Source organism: Pollutibacter soli (assembly GCA_029269725.1).
Taxonomy (GTDB): Bacteria; Bacteroidota; Bacteroidia; order Chitinophagales; family Chitinophagaceae; genus Pollutibacter; species Pollutibacter soli.
The window spans coordinates 446,966-470,489 of record JARJHS010000003.1 but is presented as its reverse complement, the minus strand read 5'-3'; the positions used below and the strand labels follow the sequence as shown (position 1 = coordinate 470,489).

At 43.2% G+C, this 23,524-nt stretch carries 14 protein-coding genes; 11 read left to right on the top strand and 3 right to left on the bottom strand.

Going from position 1 to position 23,524, the window contains the following annotated elements; genetic code table 11:
* The first annotated feature begins 455 nt into the window (after positions 1–455).
* The 7 genes from P2W82_RS10360 to P2W82_RS10330 all read left to right on the top strand — a co-directional run bounded on the left by P2W82_RS10360 (position 456) and on the right by P2W82_RS10330 (position 10,312).
* Complete coding sequence (locus P2W82_RS10360) at positions 456–3,179, top strand: c-type cytochrome (protein WP_336515806.1); 2,724 nt, start codon at positions 456–458, stop codon at positions 3,177–3,179.
* A 13-nt stretch (positions 3,180–3,192) separates the two neighbouring features.
* On the top strand, positions 3,193–4,272 hold the full coding sequence (locus P2W82_RS10355; RefSeq protein WP_336515805.1) for an aldose 1-epimerase family protein: 1,080 nt from the start codon (positions 3,193–3,195) through the stop codon (positions 4,270–4,272).
* Positions 4,273–4,297: 25 nt separating this feature from the next.
* The gene (locus P2W82_RS10350; protein ID WP_336515804.1) at positions 4,298–5,518 is read left to right on the top strand and encodes a hypothetical protein; all 1,221 of its coding nucleotides are present in this window, start codon (positions 4,298–4,300) and stop codon (positions 5,516–5,518) included.
* Between the two features lie 334 nt (positions 5,519–5,852).
* A complete protein-coding gene (locus P2W82_RS10345) occupies positions 5,853–6,890 on the top strand; it encodes a sugar phosphate isomerase/epimerase family protein (protein WP_336515803.1) in 1,038 nt (345 codons plus the stop codon).
* A gap of 29 nt (positions 6,891–6,919) precedes the next feature.
* Positions 6,920–8,077: a Gfo/Idh/MocA family protein gene (locus tag P2W82_RS10340; RefSeq protein ID WP_336515802.1), complete on the top strand. Its 1,158-nt coding sequence runs from the start codon at positions 6,920–6,922 to the stop codon at positions 8,075–8,077.
* Positions 8,078–8,090: 13 nt separating this feature from the next.
* Positions 8,091–8,867 carry a 3-keto-disaccharide hydrolase gene (locus P2W82_RS10335; RefSeq protein WP_336515801.1) on the top strand — a complete coding sequence of 259 codons (777 nt, stop codon included), beginning with the start codon at positions 8,091–8,093 and terminating at the stop codon, positions 8,865–8,867.
* Positions 8,868–9,121: 254 nt separating this feature from the next.
* The gene (locus P2W82_RS10330; protein ID WP_336515800.1) at positions 9,122–10,312 is read left to right on the top strand and encodes an FG-GAP repeat domain-containing protein; all 1,191 of its coding nucleotides are present in this window, start codon (positions 9,122–9,124) and stop codon (positions 10,310–10,312) included.
* Positions 10,313–10,537: 225 nt separating this feature from the next.
* Here the strand turns inward: P2W82_RS10330 and P2W82_RS10325 are convergent, their stop codons facing one another.
* The 3 genes from P2W82_RS10325 to P2W82_RS10315 are packed head-to-tail and all read right to left on the bottom strand — an operon-like array spanning position 10,538 to position 13,243.
* Positions 10,538–11,128, bottom strand: a complete 591-nt coding sequence (locus tag P2W82_RS10325) for a LutC/YkgG family protein (RefSeq protein ID WP_336515799.1) — start codon at positions 11,126–11,128, stop codon at positions 10,538–10,540.
* Positions 11,125–12,495, bottom strand: a complete 1,371-nt coding sequence (locus P2W82_RS10320; RefSeq protein WP_336515798.1) for a lactate utilization protein B — start codon at positions 12,493–12,495, stop codon at positions 11,125–11,127. Before P2W82_RS10320 ends, P2W82_RS10325 begins: the two co-directional genes overlap by 4 nt.
* A 10-nt stretch (positions 12,496–12,505) precedes the next feature.
* Positions 12,506–13,243 carry a (Fe-S)-binding protein gene (locus P2W82_RS10315; RefSeq protein ID WP_336515797.1) on the bottom strand — a complete coding sequence of 246 codons (738 nt, stop codon included), beginning with the start codon at positions 13,241–13,243 and terminating at the stop codon, positions 12,506–12,508.
* 318 nt (positions 13,244–13,561) lie between these two features.
* Here P2W82_RS10315 and P2W82_RS10310 point away from each other — a divergent pair, with 318 nt between their 5' ends.
* The 4 genes from P2W82_RS10310 to add all read left to right on the top strand — a co-directional run bounded on the left by P2W82_RS10310 (position 13,562) and on the right by add (position 23,517).
* Positions 13,562–14,866, top strand: coding sequence for an acetylxylan esterase (locus tag P2W82_RS10310; protein ID WP_336515796.1), 1,305 nt, complete (start codon positions 13,562–13,564; stop codon positions 14,864–14,866).
* Between the two features lie 221 nt (positions 14,867–15,087).
* Positions 15,088–20,160: a translocation/assembly module TamB domain-containing protein gene (locus P2W82_RS10305; RefSeq protein ID WP_336515795.1), complete on the top strand. Its 5,073-nt coding sequence runs from the start codon at positions 15,088–15,090 to the stop codon at positions 20,158–20,160.
* Positions 20,157–22,457, top strand: coding sequence for a translocation and assembly module lipoprotein TamL (gene tamL / locus P2W82_RS10300; protein ID WP_336515794.1), 2,301 nt, complete (start codon positions 20,157–20,159; stop codon positions 22,455–22,457). Before P2W82_RS10305 ends, tamL begins: the two co-directional genes overlap by 4 nt.
* Before the next feature lie 70 nt (positions 22,458–22,527).
* The gene (gene add / locus P2W82_RS10295; RefSeq protein WP_336515793.1) at positions 22,528–23,517 is read left to right on the top strand and encodes an adenosine deaminase; all 990 of its coding nucleotides are present in this window, start codon (positions 22,528–22,530) and stop codon (positions 23,515–23,517) included.
* Positions 23,518–23,524: the final 7 nt, after the last annotated feature.

Below are 23,524 nucleotides of genomic sequence, written 5' to 3'. Positions count from 1 at the left end.
TTCAACGTTCAACGTTGAACGTTAAACCTACTTGGCATAATGCATTCCTGAACTCTTCACCGCGGATACTCCGCTGGTCCTGTTATTTCTGCAGGAGAAAAGAAGCAGTAAAACCGCCATCATCATTATCAACTTTCCCATCTGTCGTGTCATTTTTGAAGTTGACCACCAATTATATTCTTCTGTTGCATCAATATATAAATCTTCTGCCTTATCACATTTTTTTAACGAAAGACGATCTGCAATATGGTAAAAACGGCTGTTCTGCTTTGAACTTTAAAAATCCCACTTTAAACTTTACAATTACAGGTGGGAATATTCAGGGATTTGCGGCTATTGCAGGATAGTACAGGGTGGAGAGCCGGAATGAATTCAGCAATTTATGCGCTTCTTAGGTGTTTAAGATTTCTTTAGTAATTTAAGCACCCGATTGTTAGCTATAAACCCAATACGCAATGAGGTCGTGTACCAAAGTTTCCCGCCTGATAGTAGCATTATTAATTTCTTCACTGATGGTTCTTGTCAGTTGTAAAAACGAAAAGCATGAAGAGCAGGTCAGGAGCTCAAATCCAAAAATCGATAAACTGAAGCTTGCGCCGGGTTTTACCGCCCAACATCTGTACAGTCCCTCTGAAGATAAAAAGGGATCATGGGTGTCAATGACCTTCGACGATAAAGGACGAATGATCGTATCTGATCAGTACGGATCATTGTACAGGTTAAAAATTCCTGCTATCAGTAACGATACAGCAGCCGTAAAACCTGATATAGAAAAGCTTACAATCAGGTCATCAGGAACCCCTGCTTCAGATTCTTTGGTAAAAGCTGTTCAGATGGGTTATGCGCAGGGTTTGCTGTATGCATTCAACAGTTTGTATGTAATGGTTAATCATCGCAGCGATTCCGCTTTTCAGAAGGGAAGTGGTTTGTACAGGTTAACCGATACCGATAATGATGACCAGTTTGATAAAATTGATTTGCTTAAAGCCATGCAGGGCGAAGGTGAGCATGGGCCGCACAGTATTATTCTCGCCCCCGACGGAAAATCACTTTACTTAATTGCAGGAAACTATACAGATCTCCCGGAAATGAATTCTTATCTTCTTCCCAAAACCTGGAAAGAAGATAATCTGTTCCCAAAAATTGTAGATCCGAACGGTCACGCGGTTGATCGCACAGCACCCGGCAGCTGGGTTGCAAGAATAAATCCTGAAGGAACAGACTGGACGTTGGTGAGTGCTGGATACAGAAATGCGTTTGACCTTGCATTTAATGAAGATGGTGAATTGTTCACCTACGATTCGGATATGGAATGGGATTTTGGTATGCCATGGTATCAACCGACGAGGATTTGCCATGTAACCAGCGGAAGTGAATATGGATGGCGTACTGCCAGTATCCGTTGGCCTCCAACTTTTGCAGATGATCTTCCTGCGGTAATCAATATCGGACAAGGATCGCCAACAAACCTGGTAAGCGGAAGAAATGCAAAATTCCCCGAGAAATACAGGAAATCTATTTTTGCTTTTGACTGGAGTTTTGGAATCATCTATGCAATTCAGCCTGTTCCCAATGGTGCCACATATTCTGCAAAAGCAGAAGAATTTATTTCAGGTTCACCGCTTCCATTAACTGATGGTGTAATCGGGCCTGATGGGGCGTTGTATTTCCTGACTGGTGGAAGAAGACTTGAATCTGATCTTTATCGTGTTTACTATACTGGTAAAGATGAAGCAACACCCCAGGCTCCCGCTGCTAATTCAGCAGGTGCGGATGCCCGTAAGCTGCGTCATGATATTGAACAGTACCATTCCAAACAGGATACCGGTGCAGTATCTTATGCGTGGAATTATCTGAATAATCCTGATCGCTTTATCAGGTATGCTGCACGTATTGCTGTAGAACATCAGCCTTTGACCAGCTGGCAGACAAAGGCATTGCAGGAAAAAGATCCTGTTAAGCTGATCTACGCTTCAGTTGCACTTGCGCGTACAGCAACTCCGGCAGTGAAAAATGATTTGTATAAAGCATTGTTGAGCATCGATTATGCTGCGCTAACTGAGGAATTTAAAAACGATTACCTGAGAGCAGTTGAGCTGGCAATTACACGGATGGGAAAACCTGATGGTGCGCAGAAAACAGATCTCATCGCCAAACTGGATGCACACTATCCGGCTCCGACAAATCTGCTTAACCGATCTTTCAGTAAAATACTGGTGTATCTCGATGCACCTGATGCTGTTTCAAAAACAATGGCATTGATGGAGAAAGCGGTTGATGATACCACAGGAACAGAAACGGTTTCCAATTCTTCTGACCTCATTATGCGTAACCTCCAGTATGGAATGGATATCGCTTCTACACTGTCTAAAACTCCGCCAGCGCAACAGATATATTACGCCGTTGTATTGAGCGAAGCTAAAACCGGTTGGACAGCCCCTGCACAGGAAAAGTATTTCAAATGGTTTTACGGGGCTTTCGGGTATAAGGGTGGAAACAGTTATATCGGATTTATTGACAAAGCAAGAAAGATGGCGCTCGCACATGTTTCAAAAGCTGATTTCCATGCGATGGATACCCTTTCCGGCAGTGCGCTGGTGAGTCCGCAAGGTAGATTGCTTGCCGTGGCGGGTGCAGAAAGACCAAAAGGCCCCGGTCGCAGATGGACCGTCGAAGAAGCCTTGCCCATAGTAGAAGCAGATTCCGGTACGCGTGATTATGACAGAGGCAGGAACTTATTTACGGCGACGCTCTGCAGTTCCTGTCATGGTATGAATGGTGAAGGAGGTGCGGTTGGTCCGGATCTAACGCAGCTGGGTACGCGCTTTTCTGCGAAAGATATGCTTGAAGCGATCATTGATCCGAACAAAACGATATCTGATCAGTATACAGCAAAAGTGTATACTTTAACATCTGGAAACACAGTAATGGGAAGGCAAATGAGTGAGACGGATAATGATTATGTCATTTCTCAGAATCCATTCGATCCATCAGCACTGAAAAAGATACCGAAGACAGATGTAAGCAATGTAAAAAATTCGCCGGTATCGATCATGTTACCTGGAATGATCAATGGTTTGAACCCTGATGAGTTGAAAGACCTGATAGCTTATCTGAGAGCAGGGGGAAATAAGGACAATGCCATCTATAAAGCAAAAGTGACCACCGCATCGAAATAGCAGCAGGAAAAAAATGGCGCTATCATCCGGAACAGAAAAAAACTTTGCATGGAAAGGCAGGGTTGCGCATGTAACGCAGTTGGGTGGAATAGAAACGTCCGTTCTCGATAACGGTCCCGGTCGTAACACCAGGATCGCATGGTTTGACACCGGCACAGGATTCAGATTTAAAGTTGTTCCCGATCGTGGATTGGATATAGTCGACGCTTTCTTTAATGCACATAGTCTCGCATGGATTAGTCACGCTGGAATAACGGCACCTGAACCTTTTTCCGATCATGGTATCACCTGGCTCAGAAGTTTTGCAGGTGGATTGATGACTACCTGTGGAATATCACATGCCGGTGTTCCTGATTCCGATGAATTTGGTGAACGCGGGCTTCACGGTCCGTTCAGCAATACTCCGGCTGAAATAACTTCCATTGTACAACCTGACCTGCTGAGAGGAAATATGCAAATGAAAATTTGCGGTATTATAAAAGAAAGTTCCGCGCTCGGACATAAACTGGAAATGCGCCGTACGATTTCCGGTGAACTTGGTAGTCCTGTAGTACGGATTCATGATGAAGTTGTCAATGCCGGAAACCAGGACGCTCCACATATGTTGTTATATCATCTCAACTTCGGATGGCCCCTGGTGGATGAAGGCGCTGAGATATTATGGAAAGGATCATGGAAAGCAAGAGAAACAGTATCAGAAAAAATTTTCAACAACGAATTTTCATTCCACCAGTGCCAGCCTCCATTGAGTGAGCATGCAGGTTCGGGTGAGGCTGCCTGTTATATTGATGCTGGTACCGATGCTGATGGAATTGTTACCTGCGGAATTTTCAATCAGAAAATTGGAGTTGCGTTCGCAGTGAGGTATAAAAAATCACAGATGCCCTGTCTGACCAATTGGCAACACTGGGGATATGGTGAATATGTTACAGGACTTGAGCCTGCGACCAATTTTCCTATTGGTCAGAAAGAAGCGAGAGCTACAAATAAATTGATCTTTCTTACACCGAGTGAATCAAGAGAATATGAAATGGAATTTGAATTGATTCATGATCAGGATAAACTTAATGATTTCAGGAACTCATTTAATTAATCAACGATAAACTGAATTTGTTTATATGGAATACGCTAAATCAGCATCAGGCGCATTAGAACAGGGAAAAGGAATTGTACGACTTGCGCCTAACTGGGTACCAAGATCATTTTGCGTACCAGGTCGCAGGATAAAACTTCATCCCGATGACTACTATGTTTTGGGGGGAGTACGGGGTGGTATAGACGAAAGGTGGTTTTCATCCACAACGCCTGCGAAAAATGGTCCGCTGACCGGAGAGAATGAAGGTTTGAGCCAGATCGTATTCAACGATGGTGGAAAAGTCAAAAGAGTTTTGCTCAGAGATGCAGTTGGTGAATTAAAGGGCGACCTTATCGGTGATCGTCTCTGGAAAAAATATGGCTTGTGGCCGATGTATTCTAAATTTTTCGATAACCTCGGACCACTTCCGCATCACGTTCATCACAATGATGAAAAAGCAGCATTGATTGGTCAGCTTGGAAAACCGGAAGCTTATTATTTTCCTCCGCAGGTAAATAATCATGGCGGTGATTTCCCATATACTTTCTTTGGGATAACCCCAGGCACAACTAAGGATCAGATTCTTGAGTGTCTAAAAAATTTTACTAAGGGGGATAATAAGATCACTAATTACTCCCAGGCTGCAAGGTTGCAGCCTGGAACAGGTTGGGATGTACCTCCGGGATTGTTGCATGCGCCAGGCAGTTTGTGTACTTATGAGCCACAGAAAGCGTCGGATGTATTTGCGATGTATCAATCATTGGTGAACAATGCTGTCATTCCTGAAGAACTTTTATGGAACGGAACTCCGAAAGAAAGTATTGGTGATTACCAGGCATTGCTTGATGTACTCGATTGGGAGCTAAATACTGATCCTAACCTGTTGCATGATCGTTTTATGGAGCCAAAACCGGTAAGACCTTTTGCTGAAACTGATGCAGAAGGTTATCGTGAACTCTGGATCTGTTACAAATCGCACGACTATGGTGCCAAGGAACTCACAGTACATCCTGGACAAACTGTGACGATCAAGGACAATGCTGCATATGGAATGATCATGATGCAGGGGCATGGAAAAATGGGTGTCTGGGATATCGAAACGCCGGCGCTTATACGTTACGGTCAGCTTACGCACGATGAATATTTTGTATCAGAAAAAGCTGCGAAGGATGGCGTGGTGATAACAAATCATTCCAAAACCGATCCGATCGTAATGTTGAAACATTTCGGTCCGGATAATCCGGATATGGAAGTGGATGAGTAAGGCCAAAGGCCGAATGGCGGTGGACGAAGGGAACAGCCAGGTAATAGGTAATAGGTAATAGGTAATAGGTAATAGGTAATAGAGGTTTATGGCAACGCAAGATAAAAATTGCAATGAGACTAATTGCTAATGAAAAAACTGATTGCGACTGATCTGACAACCGACAACTTATGGGAACATAGAATTGAAAACTGGCTGTTCAACGAACAACGAACAACGAACAACGAACAACGAACAACGAACAACCGGCTGTTTAAACTAAGAACTAAGAACTAAGAACTAAGAACTATGAACTCCCTTTCAACTGTAAACTAAAAACTATAAACTTCTTCATATGAATCATTTCCCAAAAATTCACAATGCTGCCTGGCCCGGTATCGTTGGTAAAGGCGAAGGCTCTGAACCGGTGATTTCACAGGATCAGATGATTGAAATGACCGCTGCCGCAGAAGTAGATGGCGTTAAGTTCGACGGCATCGATATTTTTCTTTCACTGCCACATACAGATATCGATAGCAGTGACGATGATATCAAAAGATTAGCTGAACAGGTTGCCGGTCGGAACTTGAATATAGGAAGTCTTGTTGCTCCTGTATGGGGCGGCACTGGTGGTGGCTCGGCCATGGGATCGGATACAGAGCGCAAACAGTTTGTAACCCAGATAAAGAAGAGCTGCAGAATTGGAAAATTGCTGAGGGATTTTGGCGTTCGTCATTACGGTGTGATCCGGATGGATTCTTCGTGTGACCCCGGTAGTTGGTCGAAAGATCCGGTCAACAATACAAAGAAGATTGCAGCAACATTTGCAGAAGCATGTGATGTTGCAGCTGATTTTGATGAGAAGCTTGCGATTGAAGGTGAGATCTGCTGGGGTGGAATGCACAGCTGGCGTCACGTGGTTGAAACACTTGAAGCTGTGAACCGTCCGAACATCGGATACCAGGCAGATATGGCCCATAGCTTTCTTTTTCTCCTGGGATATAATAGTCCTGAGGACAGAATTCTTCCTGAAAACTTTGATTGGAACGATCGTGAGACACTTGATAAGTCTATGAAGACCCTGACTGCAGCACTGAGGCCCTGGACGATCGATTTCCATGTTGCACAGAATGATGGAACCGTTCATGGTACAGGTTCGCATGATAAAACAGGAAGACATTGCCTGGCTACAGATCCCAATGGAAAAATGGATATTGTTCGTGATGCAGGATTCTGGCTGCGTGATGAGAATGATAATCTCACAAAGAAATTCATGCACATCTGCTGGGATGGTTGCATGTTTCCAAACGCAGTGATGACTCAGCAAAAAACTTGGAATGATATCCTGGCCGTGATGATCAAAGTGAGAGAAGCTCACGGATGGTCAAATTAATTTTTCGCAATTCAAATTATTGCCTGAAGATGAAAAAAGAATTGAAAATCGGATTGATCGGATGTGGATTTATGGGTCGCACCCATTCCAATGCATATAACAGGGTGAGTCATTTTTTTCCTGAGCTTGCCTACAAACCAGTGCTGCAGCGCGTTTGCGCACGTGATGGAAATAAAGCAAAGGCCTTTGCTGAACAATGGGGCTATGCTTCGTTTGAAACCGATTGGAAAGCACTGGTTGCAAGTCCGGATATTGATGCTGTTGATATCTGTACACCGAATAACGCGCATGCTGATATTGCGATTGCTGCAGCAAGAGCCGGCAAAATGGTGTTGTGTGAAAAGCCGCTCTCATCGACGATTGATGCTGCTGAAGCGATGACACATGAAATTGAAAAAGCTGGCGTTGCCAATACTGTCTGGTACAACTATCGTCGTCTTCCTGCGGTAACACTTGCAAAACAACTTATCGATGAAGGGAAATTGGGACGAATATTTCACTACCGCGCAAATTTCTTGCAGGACTGGACAATCAGTCCGGATGTACCACAGGGTGGAGCAGGAACCTGGAGACTTGATGTGGATGCAGCAGGTTCAGGTGTGACCGGAGATTTACTTGCGCATTGTATCGATACTGCTATGTGGCTCAACGGTGGAATAAAAGATGTGTCTGCAGTTACTGAAACATTTATCAAAGAAAGAGTACACCAGGTAAGCGGAAAGAAGCAGGAAGTCGGAATTGATGACGCCTGTATTTTCCATTGCCATTTTGAAAATGGTTCACTCGGCTTATTTGAATCTACACGTTACGCACGCGGGCACAAGGCATTATATACCTTTGAAATCAATGGAGAGCACGCGTCCATCCGCTGGGATCTGCATGATCTGAATCGTCTTGAATATTTCGATCATCGCGATCCTTCAGTAGTTCGCGGATGGCGGTCCATACTGGTCACTGATGGTGATCAGCCATACATGAACAAATGGTGGGTTCCTGGATTAATCATCGGTTATGAACATAGCTTTGTTCACCAGGCAGCAGATTTTCTGAAGAGTCTTGAAGATAGAAGTTCATGCGCGCCAACATTCCGTGACGCACTTGAAACGCAAAAAGTTTGTCAGTCGGTTATCGATTCTGCCAAAGACAAGTCCTGGAAGAATACCGGCGTTGTCTGGAATTCCAAATAAAAATATCAAACAAATGAAAATATTCGGTTGTGCGGTAACGATAGTCCTTGCTTCGTTAAACATGTTAAATGCATCCTGTTCATCCCCTGAGGAAAAACCTGCGGAAGAGACAACGGCTGAGGTTAAAAAAGATTCTTCAGCGTTCGTGTCCATTTTTAACGGCAAAAATCTTGATGGCTGGAAAGGTGATACTGTATACTGGCGAGTAGAAAACGGCAACCTGGTTGGAGAGATTACACCTGCAACACTATTGAAGACGAATTCTTTTATTGTCTGGCAGGGTGGTGAGCCCGGAGATTTTGAACTAAAACTCGAAGTGAAAATTTCGAAAGATGGCAACAGCGGAATCAACTATCGCAGCGAAATTTTTCCCGATGTGCCAAACGCCTTGAAAGGTTACCAGGCCGATATCGATGGAAAGATCAGTTACACGGGTCAGAATTATGAAGAACGCGGACGAACAACGCTTGCTTATCGCGGAGAGATTGTTACAGTGGACTCCGGACAGATTGCCGGTAATGTTAAAAACAATGCCTGGCAATTGCGAAAAGTGACCGGTTCGTTGGGCAGCAGTGATTCTTTAAAAGCGTTGATTAAATATGAAGACTGGAATAAAGTTCATCTAATTGTGAAAGGAAATCGTTTGCAGCATTATGTGAACGACATCCTCATGAGTGATGTAACTGATGAAGATACAATCAACAGAAAATTCAAAGGGCTGCTGGGGGTTCAGGTGCATGTGGGTCCGCCGATGAAAGTGGAGTATAGGAATATTGAAATCAGGCAGTAGGGTTGAAGGTTTAAAGTTTAAAGTTAAACGTAAGTTCATGCGGATGCTGGGCCTATCTGGTTTCCGTGAAAACAAATCAATTCTCATGCAAAGGGTATTGTTTATGCAATCATATTGTGCTGGATTTGTTTTCAGCTCCATTAGTAGCGACCTGTTTGTAGAAGATTATCACACACGAGTTTCCAATTTCCCGCTCCGATAGGAGTGTCCCGTTCAATGAAATCAGGGATTTCATTGAAAACAATTTTTTGTATATGCTTAAACGTATCATGTTGTTTTCTGGTTTTCATCTGCTGATATTCATATTGATAATGTTGATTCTTTCTGCTACCAAAATATTTCGGACGAAGACAGTTGCTTTCAAAAAAAATGTACTTAGCGAAGTTTTTGTTTCAGAAGGTGTAGCCGTTGCAGATGTAAACAAAGATGGGAAAACAGATGTTCTTGCGGGTGCATGGTGGTGGGAAGCACCCGGTTGGAAAAAACATGAACTTGCCATTCCGGATACTTTCACTTACGACAAAGGCTACAGCACCACATTTCTGAATTTTGCTTTGGATGTAAATCTCGACGGATGGATTGATCTTATCCGCATGGATCAACCCGGTCAGGAGATGGTCTGGTATGAAAATCCAAAGAACAAAGAGCAACACTGGACCATGCGGATGATTCTTCCGACGGCAGGAAATGAAGCACCTCAGTTTGTTGATGTGGATGGTGACGGCAGAAAGGATGTGCTTTGTAATGATAATGAAAAAAAGGAGGTGGTCTGGTACCGGGCTCCTGTTAAAAAGGGAGATACCCTCTGGACAAGATATGTGATCAGTAATGATCCGAACATCGGAACACATAAATACACACATGGTCTTGGATATGGTGATCTGAATAAAGATGGTCGCAAGGATGTAATTATCAATACCGGCTGGTGGGAAGGTCCTGCAGATCCGAAATCATCATCCCACTGGAAATTTCATCCGGCAAAGCTGGGTCCCAATTGCGCCGACATGATCGTTTATGATGTTGATGGGGATAAGGATATGGATGTGTTTGCATCTTCAGCACACGACTATGGAATCTGGTGGTATGAGCAGGTTAACGATGGCACTTCATCAAACTTTATTTCTCATCTCATTGATAGTAGTGTTTCACAAACTCATTCACTTATTCTGAAAGATATTAACGGCGATGGTCACCCTGATTTAACTACAGGTAAAAGATATTTTGCTCACAATGGTGGTGACCGGGGCGCATATGATGCTTCAATGTTGAACTGGTACGAATTCAAACCTGGAAGACAGCCCTCGTGGATCAGGCATGAAATTGATAACAACTCAGGTGTTGGCATTCAATTTAATGTAGAAGATATCAATAAAGACAAGCTGCAGGATATTATAATTTCGAATAAGAAGGGCGTGTTTGTGTTTGAACAGGTCAGGCAGGAGTGAGGAGGAGGGAGGCAGGAGAAACAGCCAGCCAACAGGCAATAGTGGGGAGGAAATAGGAGCTGCCAGATTTTTGTTTCTAGAAATCCTTGTAGTAGAAATACACCGAGGTTAACGTTTAAAGTTCAATTAAAATATCGGATGGGTTTTATCATCGAACGGTCCTATAACTACCAACTCTAAACTCCTGTTGCCTACTTACTATTGCCTCTCCTGTTTCCTTGCTCCTCACTCCTGCCTGAGCAAAAACGCTCTCATCGAAATCGGCCCATGCGCACCAAGCACAAGTGATTGTTCAATATCGGCTGTTTTTGAAGGGCCCGCGATAAAGGTTGCAAAATTATATTCGCGATGGCCAATAAACTGATATGCATCATGCATGGTGGCAACAATATGCTGTTCAGGAATTATCACCACCAAATGCTGGCAGATAAAAGGCAATGCCCTGAATCCCATTCGATCTTCAGTAACCCATACGGCCGCATTCTCTGCAACGGCAAAATGAGCTTCAATAATGGCCACTTCAACATTTTCCAACTGATGTGGATCGATGGCGGCGGAAAAGCTTTCAGCAAAGCCGGGCCAGCTCCTGCCTACCGCAATTTTTCTTGATGACGGGTCAAAATCAGCGGACAATATTTTTTGAATCTCATCACAACTATCGACGATTTGACCTTTCCCTCCAATGCTTTCCAATATCCTCAGATACTTACTTTTCAGGTCTTCATCATCTGCAACAGTAATATTGATTTCAGCGATCGGTACCCGAGATGGCTGATTACTTTTAACGGCTGAAAGTATTTTGTCCCTGGAACTCATTTTTTATTCACTTTATTTTCCAGGTACCATTCCCTGAAAGAGTTCTTTGGAGCCTCTGGCATCTCTCTATGTTTAAACCACAGGTTCCATCTGTTTTTTGCAAGAAACGGTGCATTGCGTAAAATCCAACGTCCAAGCCTACCCGCTAACCGGTATTTTGAAGGATTTGATAACACCGAACTCATCGTCTTCATTGCAACTGACTTTTCCTTCGTTACATAACCTTCTTCAACAAGTACCTGCCGCCATTTATACAGTTGCTGATGAATATCAATTTTTACAGGACAAACATTTGAACACGAGCCGCATAATGTTGAAGCAAAGGGCAGATCTGCATAATTCCGCATATCGAGGTTGGGCGCAAGTATAGAACCAATCGGGCCTGCAATCGCTGTGTGATAGCTATGTCCGCCACTGCGCCGGTAAACCGGGCATGTATTAAAACATGCGGCACAACGAATACACTTTAATGAATTTCTGAAATCCAGCCGACCAAGCTGGCGGCTGCGGCCATTATCAACGATTACGATATGCATTTCCTGTCCTTCTGCAGGTTTGCGGAAATGGCTGCTGTAAGATGTAATGGGTTGCCCGGTAGCACTTCTTGCCAGCAAGCGAAGAAAAACACCCAGATGTTTTCTTTCAGGAATTATTTTTTCCAGCCCCATACAGGCAATGTGTACATCTGCAAGATGTGCCCCCATATCTGCATTGCCCTCGTTTGTACAAACAACAAATTCGCCTGTAGAAGCGATCGCGAAGTTCACTCCCGTCATAGCGAGTTTAGCAGAAAGAAAATATTTACGCAGGTGCGCTCTTGCTGCTCTCGTGAGAAAAATGGGATCTGCATTTCCTGCAGGTGTTCCAAGGTGTTTATGAAACAGATCTCCGATCTCCTCTTTTTTCCAGTGAATACATGGCAACACAATATGGCTGGGCGGTTCTTCCGCAAGCTGTACTATTCTTTCACCAAGATCAGTGTCGACAACTTCGATATTGTTTTTAATGAGAAACGGATTGAGATGGCACTCTTCCGTCAGCATCGATTTACTCTTCACTATGCTTTTTATTCCATGGCTCTGAATGATTTCAAGAACGATCTGGTTGTGTTCATCAGCGTCAGCAGCCCAGTGAACATGAACTCCGTTTTGTTTCGCATTTTTTTCAAATTCTGCGAGATACTCACTGAGATTAGAAAGGACATTGTCTTTTATCGACGACGCAACAGAACGAAGTTCTTCCCATTCCGGAATCTGTTTTGCTGCACGATCTCTTTTCTGCCTGACCCACCATAAAGTCTCATCATGCCAGTTAACTCTCGGCTCATCAACATTAAACTTCTCCGACAGGTCTGCATGATTCACCATCTTGCAACAATTAATATTGGTGATTTAATATTTCAGCGATATGTTTCACTTTCACCGGGCTTTTCATTCGTTTCAGAATGCCCTCCATATGCATGAGGCAACTCATATCGACACCGGTGATCACTTCTGTGTGGTGATGCAAGTGATCCATTACACGATCCTTTCCCATCTTCACACTGACTGCTTCTTCAGTGACACAGAAAGTTCCACCAAAACCACAACATTCATCCGGCCGATCGAGATCAACAAGCTCAATACCCTTTACCATTTTCAGAAGCTGTGTGGGCTTTGAAAATGGAGAGGCCATCAGTTCACTCATCTGTGACAGCATTAATCCCCGAAGACCATGACAACTTTGATGAAGACTCACTTTATGATTAAACTCAGCAGGAAGATGACCTATTTTCAAAACATCTGTAAGAAATTCAGTTAACTCATATACAACCTTACGCAGGTTTGTCGCCGTTGCCTCATCGGTTTTGCTATGCAGATGCTCTTTTATGTGAAGAGTGCAGCTTCCCGAAGGGCAAACGATGTAATCCAGTCCGGCGAAGTTTTCAATAAACAGATCGTCGCATTTCTTAGCCAGATGCGCGAATCCGGAATTGGCCATCGGCTGCCCACAACAGGTTTGATTCATCGGGAATTTTACCTGGCAGCCCAATTTTTCCAGTAATTGCAATGTATTGATGGCAACTTCAGGATAAAACTGATCAATATAGCAAGGCACAAACAATCCTGCAATCATAATAACTTGGCTGAATCGTCTTTTGTAAAATCTAAATTAGCGATTAACCTCTGTAAACCATCCTGTGCTGTAGGATGAATCCTGCCCATTCTTTTATCTGCATGTAGTTTCGGTGGAAAGAAAAAAATATTTATTCCGATGGTTACTAATTTTTTTTTCAATTAATTTGTCATCCCTGACTACTGATAGCCCTGGCCCTTACAAAAAATACCCCTAAGTCAAACCTGATTTTCAACAAAGATCAAAACCGGATATCCTGTTCTGAAATAAAATTTTATTCAGAAGGAAATTCAATCTATTAAACAGTAAAAATTGTTTATGAAAAAGCATGCTTTGTTTTTAATTGGGGCATTCCTTTTAAGTGGAGTCGTGCGCCTAACTGCGCAACCGCAGCAACAATTCTACAAGGTGGTGGTTGCACCCGATCACAGCAACTGGTTGTACAAGACAGGAGAGCCGGTAAAGTTTATAGTTTCGGTTTTAAAAGATGGGAATCCCGTGCCGGATGCAGATATCAGATATGAAATCGGCCCGGAGAAAATGCCTGCAACAAAGACTGGTTCAACAAAACTCAAAGATGGAAAAACGGTGCTTGAGGGAGGCACCATGAAAACGCCTGGCTTCCTGCGTTGTACTGTAACGGCAACGGTTAATGGAAAAGATTACAAATGGGCAGGAACAGCAGGATTCGACCCCGAGAAAATACAACCTACAGTTACTAATCCATCAGACTTTGTTGCCTTCTGGGATTCTGCAAAGGCAGCTTTGGCTGCCATCCCTATGGATGCGCGCATGACGCTCATGCCTGAAAGGTGTACTGAAAAAGTTGATGTCTATCACCTGAACCTGCAGAATTTTCCTGCTACTGCCCGTGTTTATGGAATTCTTTGCGTGCCTAAAAAACCAGGAAAATATCCAGCGTTGCTTACAGTGCCTGGTGCTGGTGTTAGACCCTATGCCGGTAATATTGCAGTTGCAGAAAAAGGAGTAATCACACTGGAGATCGGTATTCATGGCATACCTGTAAACCTCGATCCGATTGTCTATACAAATCTTGGTGCCGGTGCATTCGCTGGGTACTGGAATTACAACCTGGATGACAGGGACCGTTTTTACTACAAAAGAGTTTATCTCGGATGTGTTCGTGCAAACGATTTTCTGGTCAGCATGCCTCAGTTTGACGGTGTGAACCTGGGCGTGACCGGAGGCAGCCAGGGTGGGGCACTATCGATCATCACTGCTGCACTCGATCCACGTGTGAAATTTCTTGGAGCATTTTATCCGGCGCTAAGTGACGTCACCGGCTACCTGCACGGAAGAGCAGGAGGCTGGCCCCATTTTTTTACTGGCAATAATCTTGCATTCAATGATAAGAAAGACAAAATCAATACCGTATGTTATTATGATGTGGTTAACTTCTCAAAATTGTTAAAAGTTCCTGGTATATATTCGTGGGGCTTTAATGACGAAACTTGTCCCCCAACGTCAATGTATGCTTCCTATAATGTAATCACCGCACCAAAATCCCTGTACCTCGCACCTGAAACTGGTCACTGGACCTACCCTGAACAACGTGAAATTATTACCACCTGGCTGCTAGAAAAAATGAACCTGAAACCATGAACCGGTGTGCCCGGAAGCTGATTTTAAGCTAGGTTCGTTTTATTCCAATATTCGGTAAAAAGTCTGCTGTTACTGGCAGGCTTTTTTTATTGCAGTAACTGAACCTGCAATCATCTGTCTCTCTCTTTTGTTGATCGAGCATGATCGTTGCACACCGGTAAGTTCTGAAAGAGAATTGTCCGGTCGGATTCAGCCAAAAAAATGTCGTCAGCAGAGTTGATATGCCTTTCAATGAAAGCAAAAAAATACGTGTAAAAACAGTCTTACGCCGTGCAGGTAAAGTGTTGCTGTGGATAATCGGGTCGCTCATTCTCCTTATACTGATTGTTTTACTGCTGCTGCAAACCCCTGGTGTTCAAAATTGGGCAAAAGACAAAGCCGTTGGTTGGTTGTCGCGAAAACTGGAAACAAAAGTCGCGATAGGACATCTTCGTGTGAAATTTCCCACCGCTTTAGAATTGAATAATGTTTACATCGAAGATCGGACAGAAGATACTCTTCTCTCCGCACGACTGATCCGGGCAGATCTCAATATGTGGAGTTTCATCCACGGTGATTTTTCAGCCGACCTGATTCGTATACAATCAGTGAACTCAAAAATCAGGAGATCACTTCCGGACACCCAGTTTAATTTTCAGTTTATTATTGATGCGTTCTCGTCCGGTACAAAAGATACTTCTCTTTCTACGACTTCAAAATCTCCTGAGTTTTTTCTGCGCAAGCTGGAGCTGTCTGACATCAGGTTCATATATACTGATGTTTTATCCGGCAATAATTTCAATGCAAGACTCGACCAGGCCGAAATAGAGAAAATCGGAATAAACCCTGATTCGATGAATTATAAAGCGCCATCGATCAGCATCCATGGTTTATTTGCGCAACTGCACCAGGATGATCCGCTGATCAATACCGTTACTGATATCGAAGAAGCCGCCGATAGTTCCGTACCGCTTACACTGGGATTGAGAGAAATAAGTTTGAAAGATATACACTGGCGGTACCAGAGCGCCGGGCAGCACATGATCAATACCATCGATCTCAATCAGCTAGTGCTCGATATTGACAAACTTGACCTCTCGCAAAACCGGATAGCCCTTAACCAATTTAAGCTGGATAGTTCAGCAATCGTTGTAAAAATGGGGAAGGCTGTAAAGGCCGTTAACCCAAATACGACAGAGCCCAAAGACAGTAGTACCGCACCCTGGATAATTACTGCAAAAGATATTGATCTAACCAGGAATGATATCCGGTATGATGATGATAATGTGAAGCCGGTGAATAACGGTATCGATTATTCACATCTGGATGTAAAAGAACTTGCGGTGAAACTGAAAGATTTCATTTTCAGTTCAGACAGTATTTCCGGAAAAATGGACTCTGCCAGACTGAGTGAAAAAAGCGGGCTGAAAATTCAGCAGCTGCATACAGATTTCGCGTATACGAATACAGGAGCGTACCTGAAAGATTTGGATATTCAAACTCCGGGCACTCACATCAGTAAAGAGATTTCTGCCCGATGGCCTTCGATCGATGCACTAAGCAAAGATATCGGGTTGCTCAATCTTCATCTTGATCTGGATGATACGAGAGTTAAGAACAGCGACCTATTGATTTTTGTACCGGCTCTCGCGAAACAGAAAATGTTCCGCGATAGAAACGCAACGTGGAGCATTGACTCCAGGATTTCCGGAAGCCTCAGAAGGCTTGATCTTCCACAAGTTCGTCTCAGCGGGATGAACAATACCTATGTGGACCTGAGCGGAACAGCTGCGATGGTAATGGAAACGGAGAAAATGCAACTTGATCTTACAATTAAAAATGTCCGCACAAGTAAACGTGATCTTCAGTTATTTCTGCCAGATAGTACGCTTCCTCAGAATATCACTGTACCGGAAAAAATTTCAATAGCAGGCAAACTCAGGGGTGGAATAAACAAACTTTTTGTGGATCTGAACATCGATTCTGATCTCGGTGATGCAGGCGTAAAAGGAAACCTTATACAGATCAGAGATTCTGTAAAGGCAGTATATGATCTCTCGGTGTATACCCGTCAACTCAAGCTGGGAACACTGATTCAAAATGATTCTTTGTTTGGGGAAGTAACAGCTGATTTTTCGGTTAAGGGAAAAGGTTATGTACCCGCAACGATGAATGCTGAATTAAACGGAAAGATTGATTCCATTGATCTCAAACAATATCGATATCGCGATCTCGCATTGAATGGAAATATTACCGATCAGCAGTTCCGGGCCGAAGCAACCATGCAGGATCCGAACTTGAATTTCGACCTGAAAGCTGAAGGTTCTGTTGCAGGGCGCCTGCGTTTTATTGCAGATCTGAACGTGGATACATTGAATGCAAAGGCACTGAATTTAAGTACGACGCCACTGGTATACAAAGGAGCTCTTCGTGCAGATTTTAATAACGTCCATCCGGATAGTCTTGACGGGCATTTAGAACTCGTCAATACTTCCATTGCAAATGATTCACTTCGGGTATTCATGGATACCATGCAACTGACGGCCGGTTTCACTGATAGTGCTCAGTTTATTCGTTTTGCAAGTGCTCCGTTACATGCAGGTCTTGAAGGAACATATAAACTGACAGAGTTGGGCGATGTGATATTACAAACTATCAAGCCTTATTTTTCGGTTGATGGCGATTCTGCCGTTATTGTCCAGCCGTACGATTTTACCCTGTATGCTAAACTTATTGATCATCCCATTCTGCATTCAATTACTCCCGATCTGAACAGATTAGATTCAATTACTATTAACGGTCGTTTGAAATCGGAAACTGCGCCGGAATTGCATATGCGTATGCCGCGCTTATTGTACGATTCAATACTGTTGAGCGATCTGAGAATGGATGCAGGCGCTGATAAAGATTCCTTACGTGTAGATATTTCTATGGAAAGATTGAGTGCCGGAACGATACAGATGTACAGAACAGATATCAGGTCCGCTATAGACAGCAATACTATTAATACATCAGTAGCGACAAAAGATAAAGCTGGAAAAGACCGGTACAGGTTTGGAACAAAAATAGCGACCCCGGAAAAGGGCCTGCTTGCATTTTCGATCAGGCCTGAACCGATTATGTTGAATTACAAAACCTGGTACATGAACGATGGAAACAATATTCTGTATTCAAGTAAGGGAATCAATATCGACAGATTTGTACTGACAAGAAACAATGAAGAACTCAGTATCAACAGCTATTCAGATACATTCAACGCTCCGATCGACGTAAGCTTCCAGAGTTTTGAAGTAAGTACACTGATGAATATTATTCAGCAGGACACCGTCACCATCGATGGTCAGATTACAGGCCGCGCATTGCTGATGAATCTGCTCAGGCAACCCATGTTTACGAGTGATCTGAAAGTTGAAAATCTTGCATTCAGCAAAGACACGCTGGGTACGCTCGCCCTGAAAGTTAGAAATGAAGAGGCAAATCTTTTTAAAGCAGATATCACTCTATCCGGTGAAGGAAATGATGTTGCTGTGACTGGTGATTACCAGGTTGTACCAGGCGGTGAAGGCAAACTGAATCTCGATGCTGACTTCCGCGCAATACAATTGAGTACACTGGAAGGTGTGACGCAGCGAATGATTCGCGATGCAAGAGGATACCTGAATGGCAAATTGAAAATTGCCGGCACCCTTTCTGATCCTTCTGTCGATGGGAAATTATTGTTTAATGAAACAAGGTTCAATCTTGGATTACTGAACAGTTATTTCAGTCTTGACAAACAGGGAATCGATTTTACGGATCGTGGAGTGGAGTTGAAGAATTTCACTATTAACGACTCTACAGGAAACAAGGCCATTTTAAATGGAATTGCGTTTACTGATGATTACCGCAATTACAGGTTTGATCTGGCACTGAATGCTGATGATTTTAAAGCGATGAACACATCGAAAAAAGACAACAAGCTGTATTATGGCCAGGTAAATTTTGATGCGCGGCTTACCATAAAAGGAACAGCGACTGCACCGGCTGTAGATGGTAGTATCACGATTAATAAAAACACCAGTCTTACTGTTGTTCTTCCTTCTGCAGAGCCCGGGATCGAGCAACGTGAAGGTGTGGTACGGTTTCTTGATATGGATTCCGTGAGGATTGACTCGAGCTATAAAATATTAGCAGATACGATGGCTATGACCGAGCTCCAGGGAATGGATATCAACGTAAATATTTCTATAAATAAAGAGGCGATTCTCACGCTTGTGGTGGATGAAGGTAATGGTGATTATTTGCGAATGAAAGGAGAGGGGCAACTGAGTGGTGCGATTGATCCGGGTGGTGAGTTAACCCTTGCGGGATCCTATGAGATTTCTGAAGGAACATATGAGCTGACATTCAATTTTATCAAAAGGAAATTCGATATCAACAGTGGAAGTAAAATCATCTGGAAAGGGCAGGCAACCGAGGCTGATGTTGATATAACGGCCGTGTACAAAGTTGATTCATCGCCGTTAGATCTTGTGGAAAACCAACTTGAGGGTGTTGACGCTACCTTACGCAACACCTACCGGCAGAAACTTCCCTTCCGCGTGAGCCTGATTATGAAAGGTGAGTTGATGAAGCCGGATATTTCATTTGATATTACGCTTCCTGAAAACGACAACATTACTGTCGGAAAGGAAGTTGTACAAACGGTGCAGGACAAACTTGAGTTGATCAGGCGTGAACCCTCAGAATTGAATAAACAGGTGTTTGCTTTATTGCTTCTGAAAAGATTTGTAAGTGAAACGCCCTTCCAGGCGAGTACTGCAGGTTCTGCTGAATCGTTTGCACGCACAAGTGTAAGTAAAATACTTACTGATCAGCTGAATCAACTCGCAGCAAGTTTGGTACAGGGAGTTGACGTGAATTTTGATGTTGCATCAACAGAGGATTATACCACTGGCCGTCGGCAAAACCGTACTGATTTAAATGTTGAGTTATCAAAACGATTACTTAACGATCGCCTTACTGTGACCGTCGGCAGCAATTTTGAATTGGAAGGAGTACAGGGAAGCAATCAGCGTTCCACAAATGTAGCGGGAAACATTTCATTGAATTACGCATTGAGCCAGGACGGCAGATATATGATACGGGGTTACCGGAAAAATGTTTACGAAGGAATTCTCGAGGGGTATATCATTGAAACCGGGCTTGGTTTTATCATCACTGTAGACTATAATAAGTTCCGGCAAGTATTCATGAGCCAGAAGGCGAAGGAAAAACGCAGGGCAGAACGCAGAAAGGCCCGCGAGCAGAAGAAGGAGCTGTCTGAAGGCTTATGATCAGAAAATTTTTGATATGGTTTGTTCCCGTTGTAATGATCATTGCAGTATCCTGCAGTTCAACAAAAAATATTCCAGCCGGTGACGCATTGTATACAGGTACAAAAGTGAAAATTGATGGTCCCGTTAAAAAAAAGAAAAAGAAAGCTTTGCGCAGCGAACTTGAATCGCTTGTTCGCCCGAAGCCCAATCGCCGCGTACTGGGCATGCCGATCAAACTCTGGATTTATAATGCTGTAGGCAAACCGAAAAAAGAAACTTCGCTGCTTGGGAAATTAAAATACAATACAGGTGAAGCACCTGTGTTGCTGAGTCAGCTTGATCTTGGTTTTAACAGGGATGTGCTTAAATCCCACCTGGAGAACCAGGGGTTTTTCAATTCTGTTGTTACGGGTGATACTATTGTGAAGGGGAAAAAGGCAAGATCAGTTTTCACGGTAGAAACTGGTGATCAATATATCATTAATGCAGTTTATTTTGATAGTGGAACGGCAGCGCTCAACCAGGAAGTCCGCGCAACGGAAAAAAAGAGCCTCCTTAAAGTGGGTAAGAATTATGATTTCGATGTGATCGAAAGTGAACGCGAGCGTATTGATGCAATGGTGAAACAGAAGGGTTATTATTTTTTCAATCCGGACTATATTATCGTTACTGTTGACAGTACGATCGGCGATCATAAAGTAAATCTGTATGTCAATGTAAAAAATGAAACTCCAAGGGTAGCGAGAAGAGCTTATAAAATTAACGAAGTGTACATCTTCACCAATTTCTCATTAAGAAATCCACCTTCGGATTCTGTGGCAACGAATGCAAGCTTATATAACGGAATGCATATCGTGGACCGGCGAAATCTATACAAACCAAAGATGTTTGACAAGCTGATCCTGTTTAAACCAGGTGATATATATGATCGCGAAAAACACAACATGACGATCAATCGCCTGATCACTATGGGACTTTTCAAGTTTGTCAAAAACCGTTTTGAAGATGCGAATGATGCCGATTCTGCAATGCTGAACACCTGGTATTATTTAACTCCGCTGCCAAAAAAATCCCTGCGGGTAGAACTGAATGGAAATACGAAGTCAAATAATCTCCTGGGCTCGCAATTGAGTATCAGCTGGCGAAATAGAAATACTTTCCGCGCGGGTGAGTTGTTAACTGTGAAGGCATACGGAGGTATGGAAATACAGGTAAGCGGGCAATTTAAAGGGTATAACACGTTACGTGGCGGACTGGAGACTACACTGAGTCTGCCTAAATTTGTTGTACCGTTTTTTAATTTTAATACAAACAGCGGATTTGTTCCAAAAACAAATATTCAGCTCGCATATGATATTCTGAATAAGCAACGGTTATATACGATGAATTCTTTCCGGGCGCAGTACGGGTATGTATGGAAAGAATCGTTAGCCAAAGAACATCAGTTGAATCCAATCAGCATAAACTATGTGCAGCCGATTGCGATTACCCAGGAATTCCTGGATAGTGCTGCAAAAAATCCGACCCTGGAAAAAGCAGTGGAAAAACAATTTATCCTCGGAGCAAATTATACCTACACATACGATCCGTTTATTGGCACACGTCAGATGAATGGTTTTTATTTCAATGGAAATATTGATCTCTCGGGAAATATTGCGGGACTTGTCTCCGGTGCGAATGTAAAAGCAGGAAAGGAAGCAAAGATTTTTAATGCAGCATTCTCGCAGTATTTCCGTTTGCAGGGTGACCTTCGGTATTATCTTAAAGCAGGTGGAAACGGGTTATGGGCAAACAGAGTGTTTGCGGGTTTCGGTGTTCCTTACGGAAATTCACTTGCGCTTCCATTTATCAAACAATTTTTTGCCGGAGGTAATAATAGTATACGTGCATTCCGTAGCAGATCAGTGGGCCCTGGTACTTATCTTCCTCCAAATTATGGCGAGAATAATTTTTATGCAGAGCAGTCAGGTGATATGCGTTTGGAATTCAATTCAGAATTACGTGCGAAATTATTTTCCATCGTGCACGGAGCTGTATTCGTAGATGCGGGAAATATCTGGCTATATAATGAGGATCCATTAAAGCCTGGGGGCAAATTCACAAAAAATTTCATGAGCGAGCTCGCTGTAGGAACCGGTGTGGGTTTGCGTTTTGATGTTTCTTTTTTTGTACTCAGGATCGATGTTGCCTTCCCGCTTCGTAAACCTTATCTTGCTGCCGGCGATCGTTGGGTTTTTGACCAGATCAGGTTCGGCGATCCGAAGTGGAGGAGCGAAAACCTTGTATATAATTTGGCCATCGGATATCCTTTCTGATTTAATTGTGGAAAGTTTCAAAATGTCTGTTTAAATTCAATGCCCGAATTTTTTCATTACCATTTTTCACATGAACTTTTCTCATCTTCCTAAAGTAGAGCTGCATCTTCACCTGGACTGTTCACTTAGTTACGATATAGTAAAGGAACTGAAACCTGGGACTACTTACGAAGCGTTCAGGCAGTCCTTTATAGCACCGCCCAAATGCATCGATCTTGCGGACTACATAAAAAGAGCAATCAACGGGTTTGAGTTGATGCAATCCAGGGAGCAATTGCAATTGGTGACTATGGATCTTTTCCGTCAATTGAAGGCAGACAATGTTGTTTATGCAGAATTGCGTTTTGCTCCATTACAACACATAATGCAGGGGTTGACTGCACATGAAGTAGTATCAACAGTCAATGATACCGTGGTGAAGTGTATAGAAGAGACGGGGATAGAAGCTTCAATCATTCTATGTACGCTGAGACACTATGCGGAGTCACAAAGTATGCAAACAGCGTACCTTGTAAAAGATTTTGAAGGTAGTAAAGTAACCGCTTTTGATATTGCTGCGGATGAAGCTGGATTTCCCATAGATAGTCATATCGCTGCGTTTCAATTTGTGCGGGAGAATAAGATATTTTGTACTGCTCATGCAGGGGAAGCGCGGGGGCCGCAAAGTGTTTGGGAGACGATGGAAAATTTCAGGCCAACCCGCATCGGTCACGGCATAAGGAGTATAGAAGATGGAGGTCTCATCAATTTTCTCAGGGAAAATGATATTCATCTTGAAGTATGCCCTACCAGTAACGTGCAAACGAATGTCGTTGACAGGATGGATGATCATCCTGCAGCGAAAATATTTGACCAGGGTATTTCGATGAGTATTAACACAGATGCGCGGACGATTTCAGATGTTACCCTCGGATCAGAGTATGAAGTGATGAAAACTATTTTCAACTGGAAGCAGTCGCATTTCCTTAGATGTAACCTGGAAGCGATGCGTCACGCGTTCACAACGGAAGATATACGCAGAAAGATCAGCCACAAAATTTTAAACGGATATATCGGTTAGTAGCTGC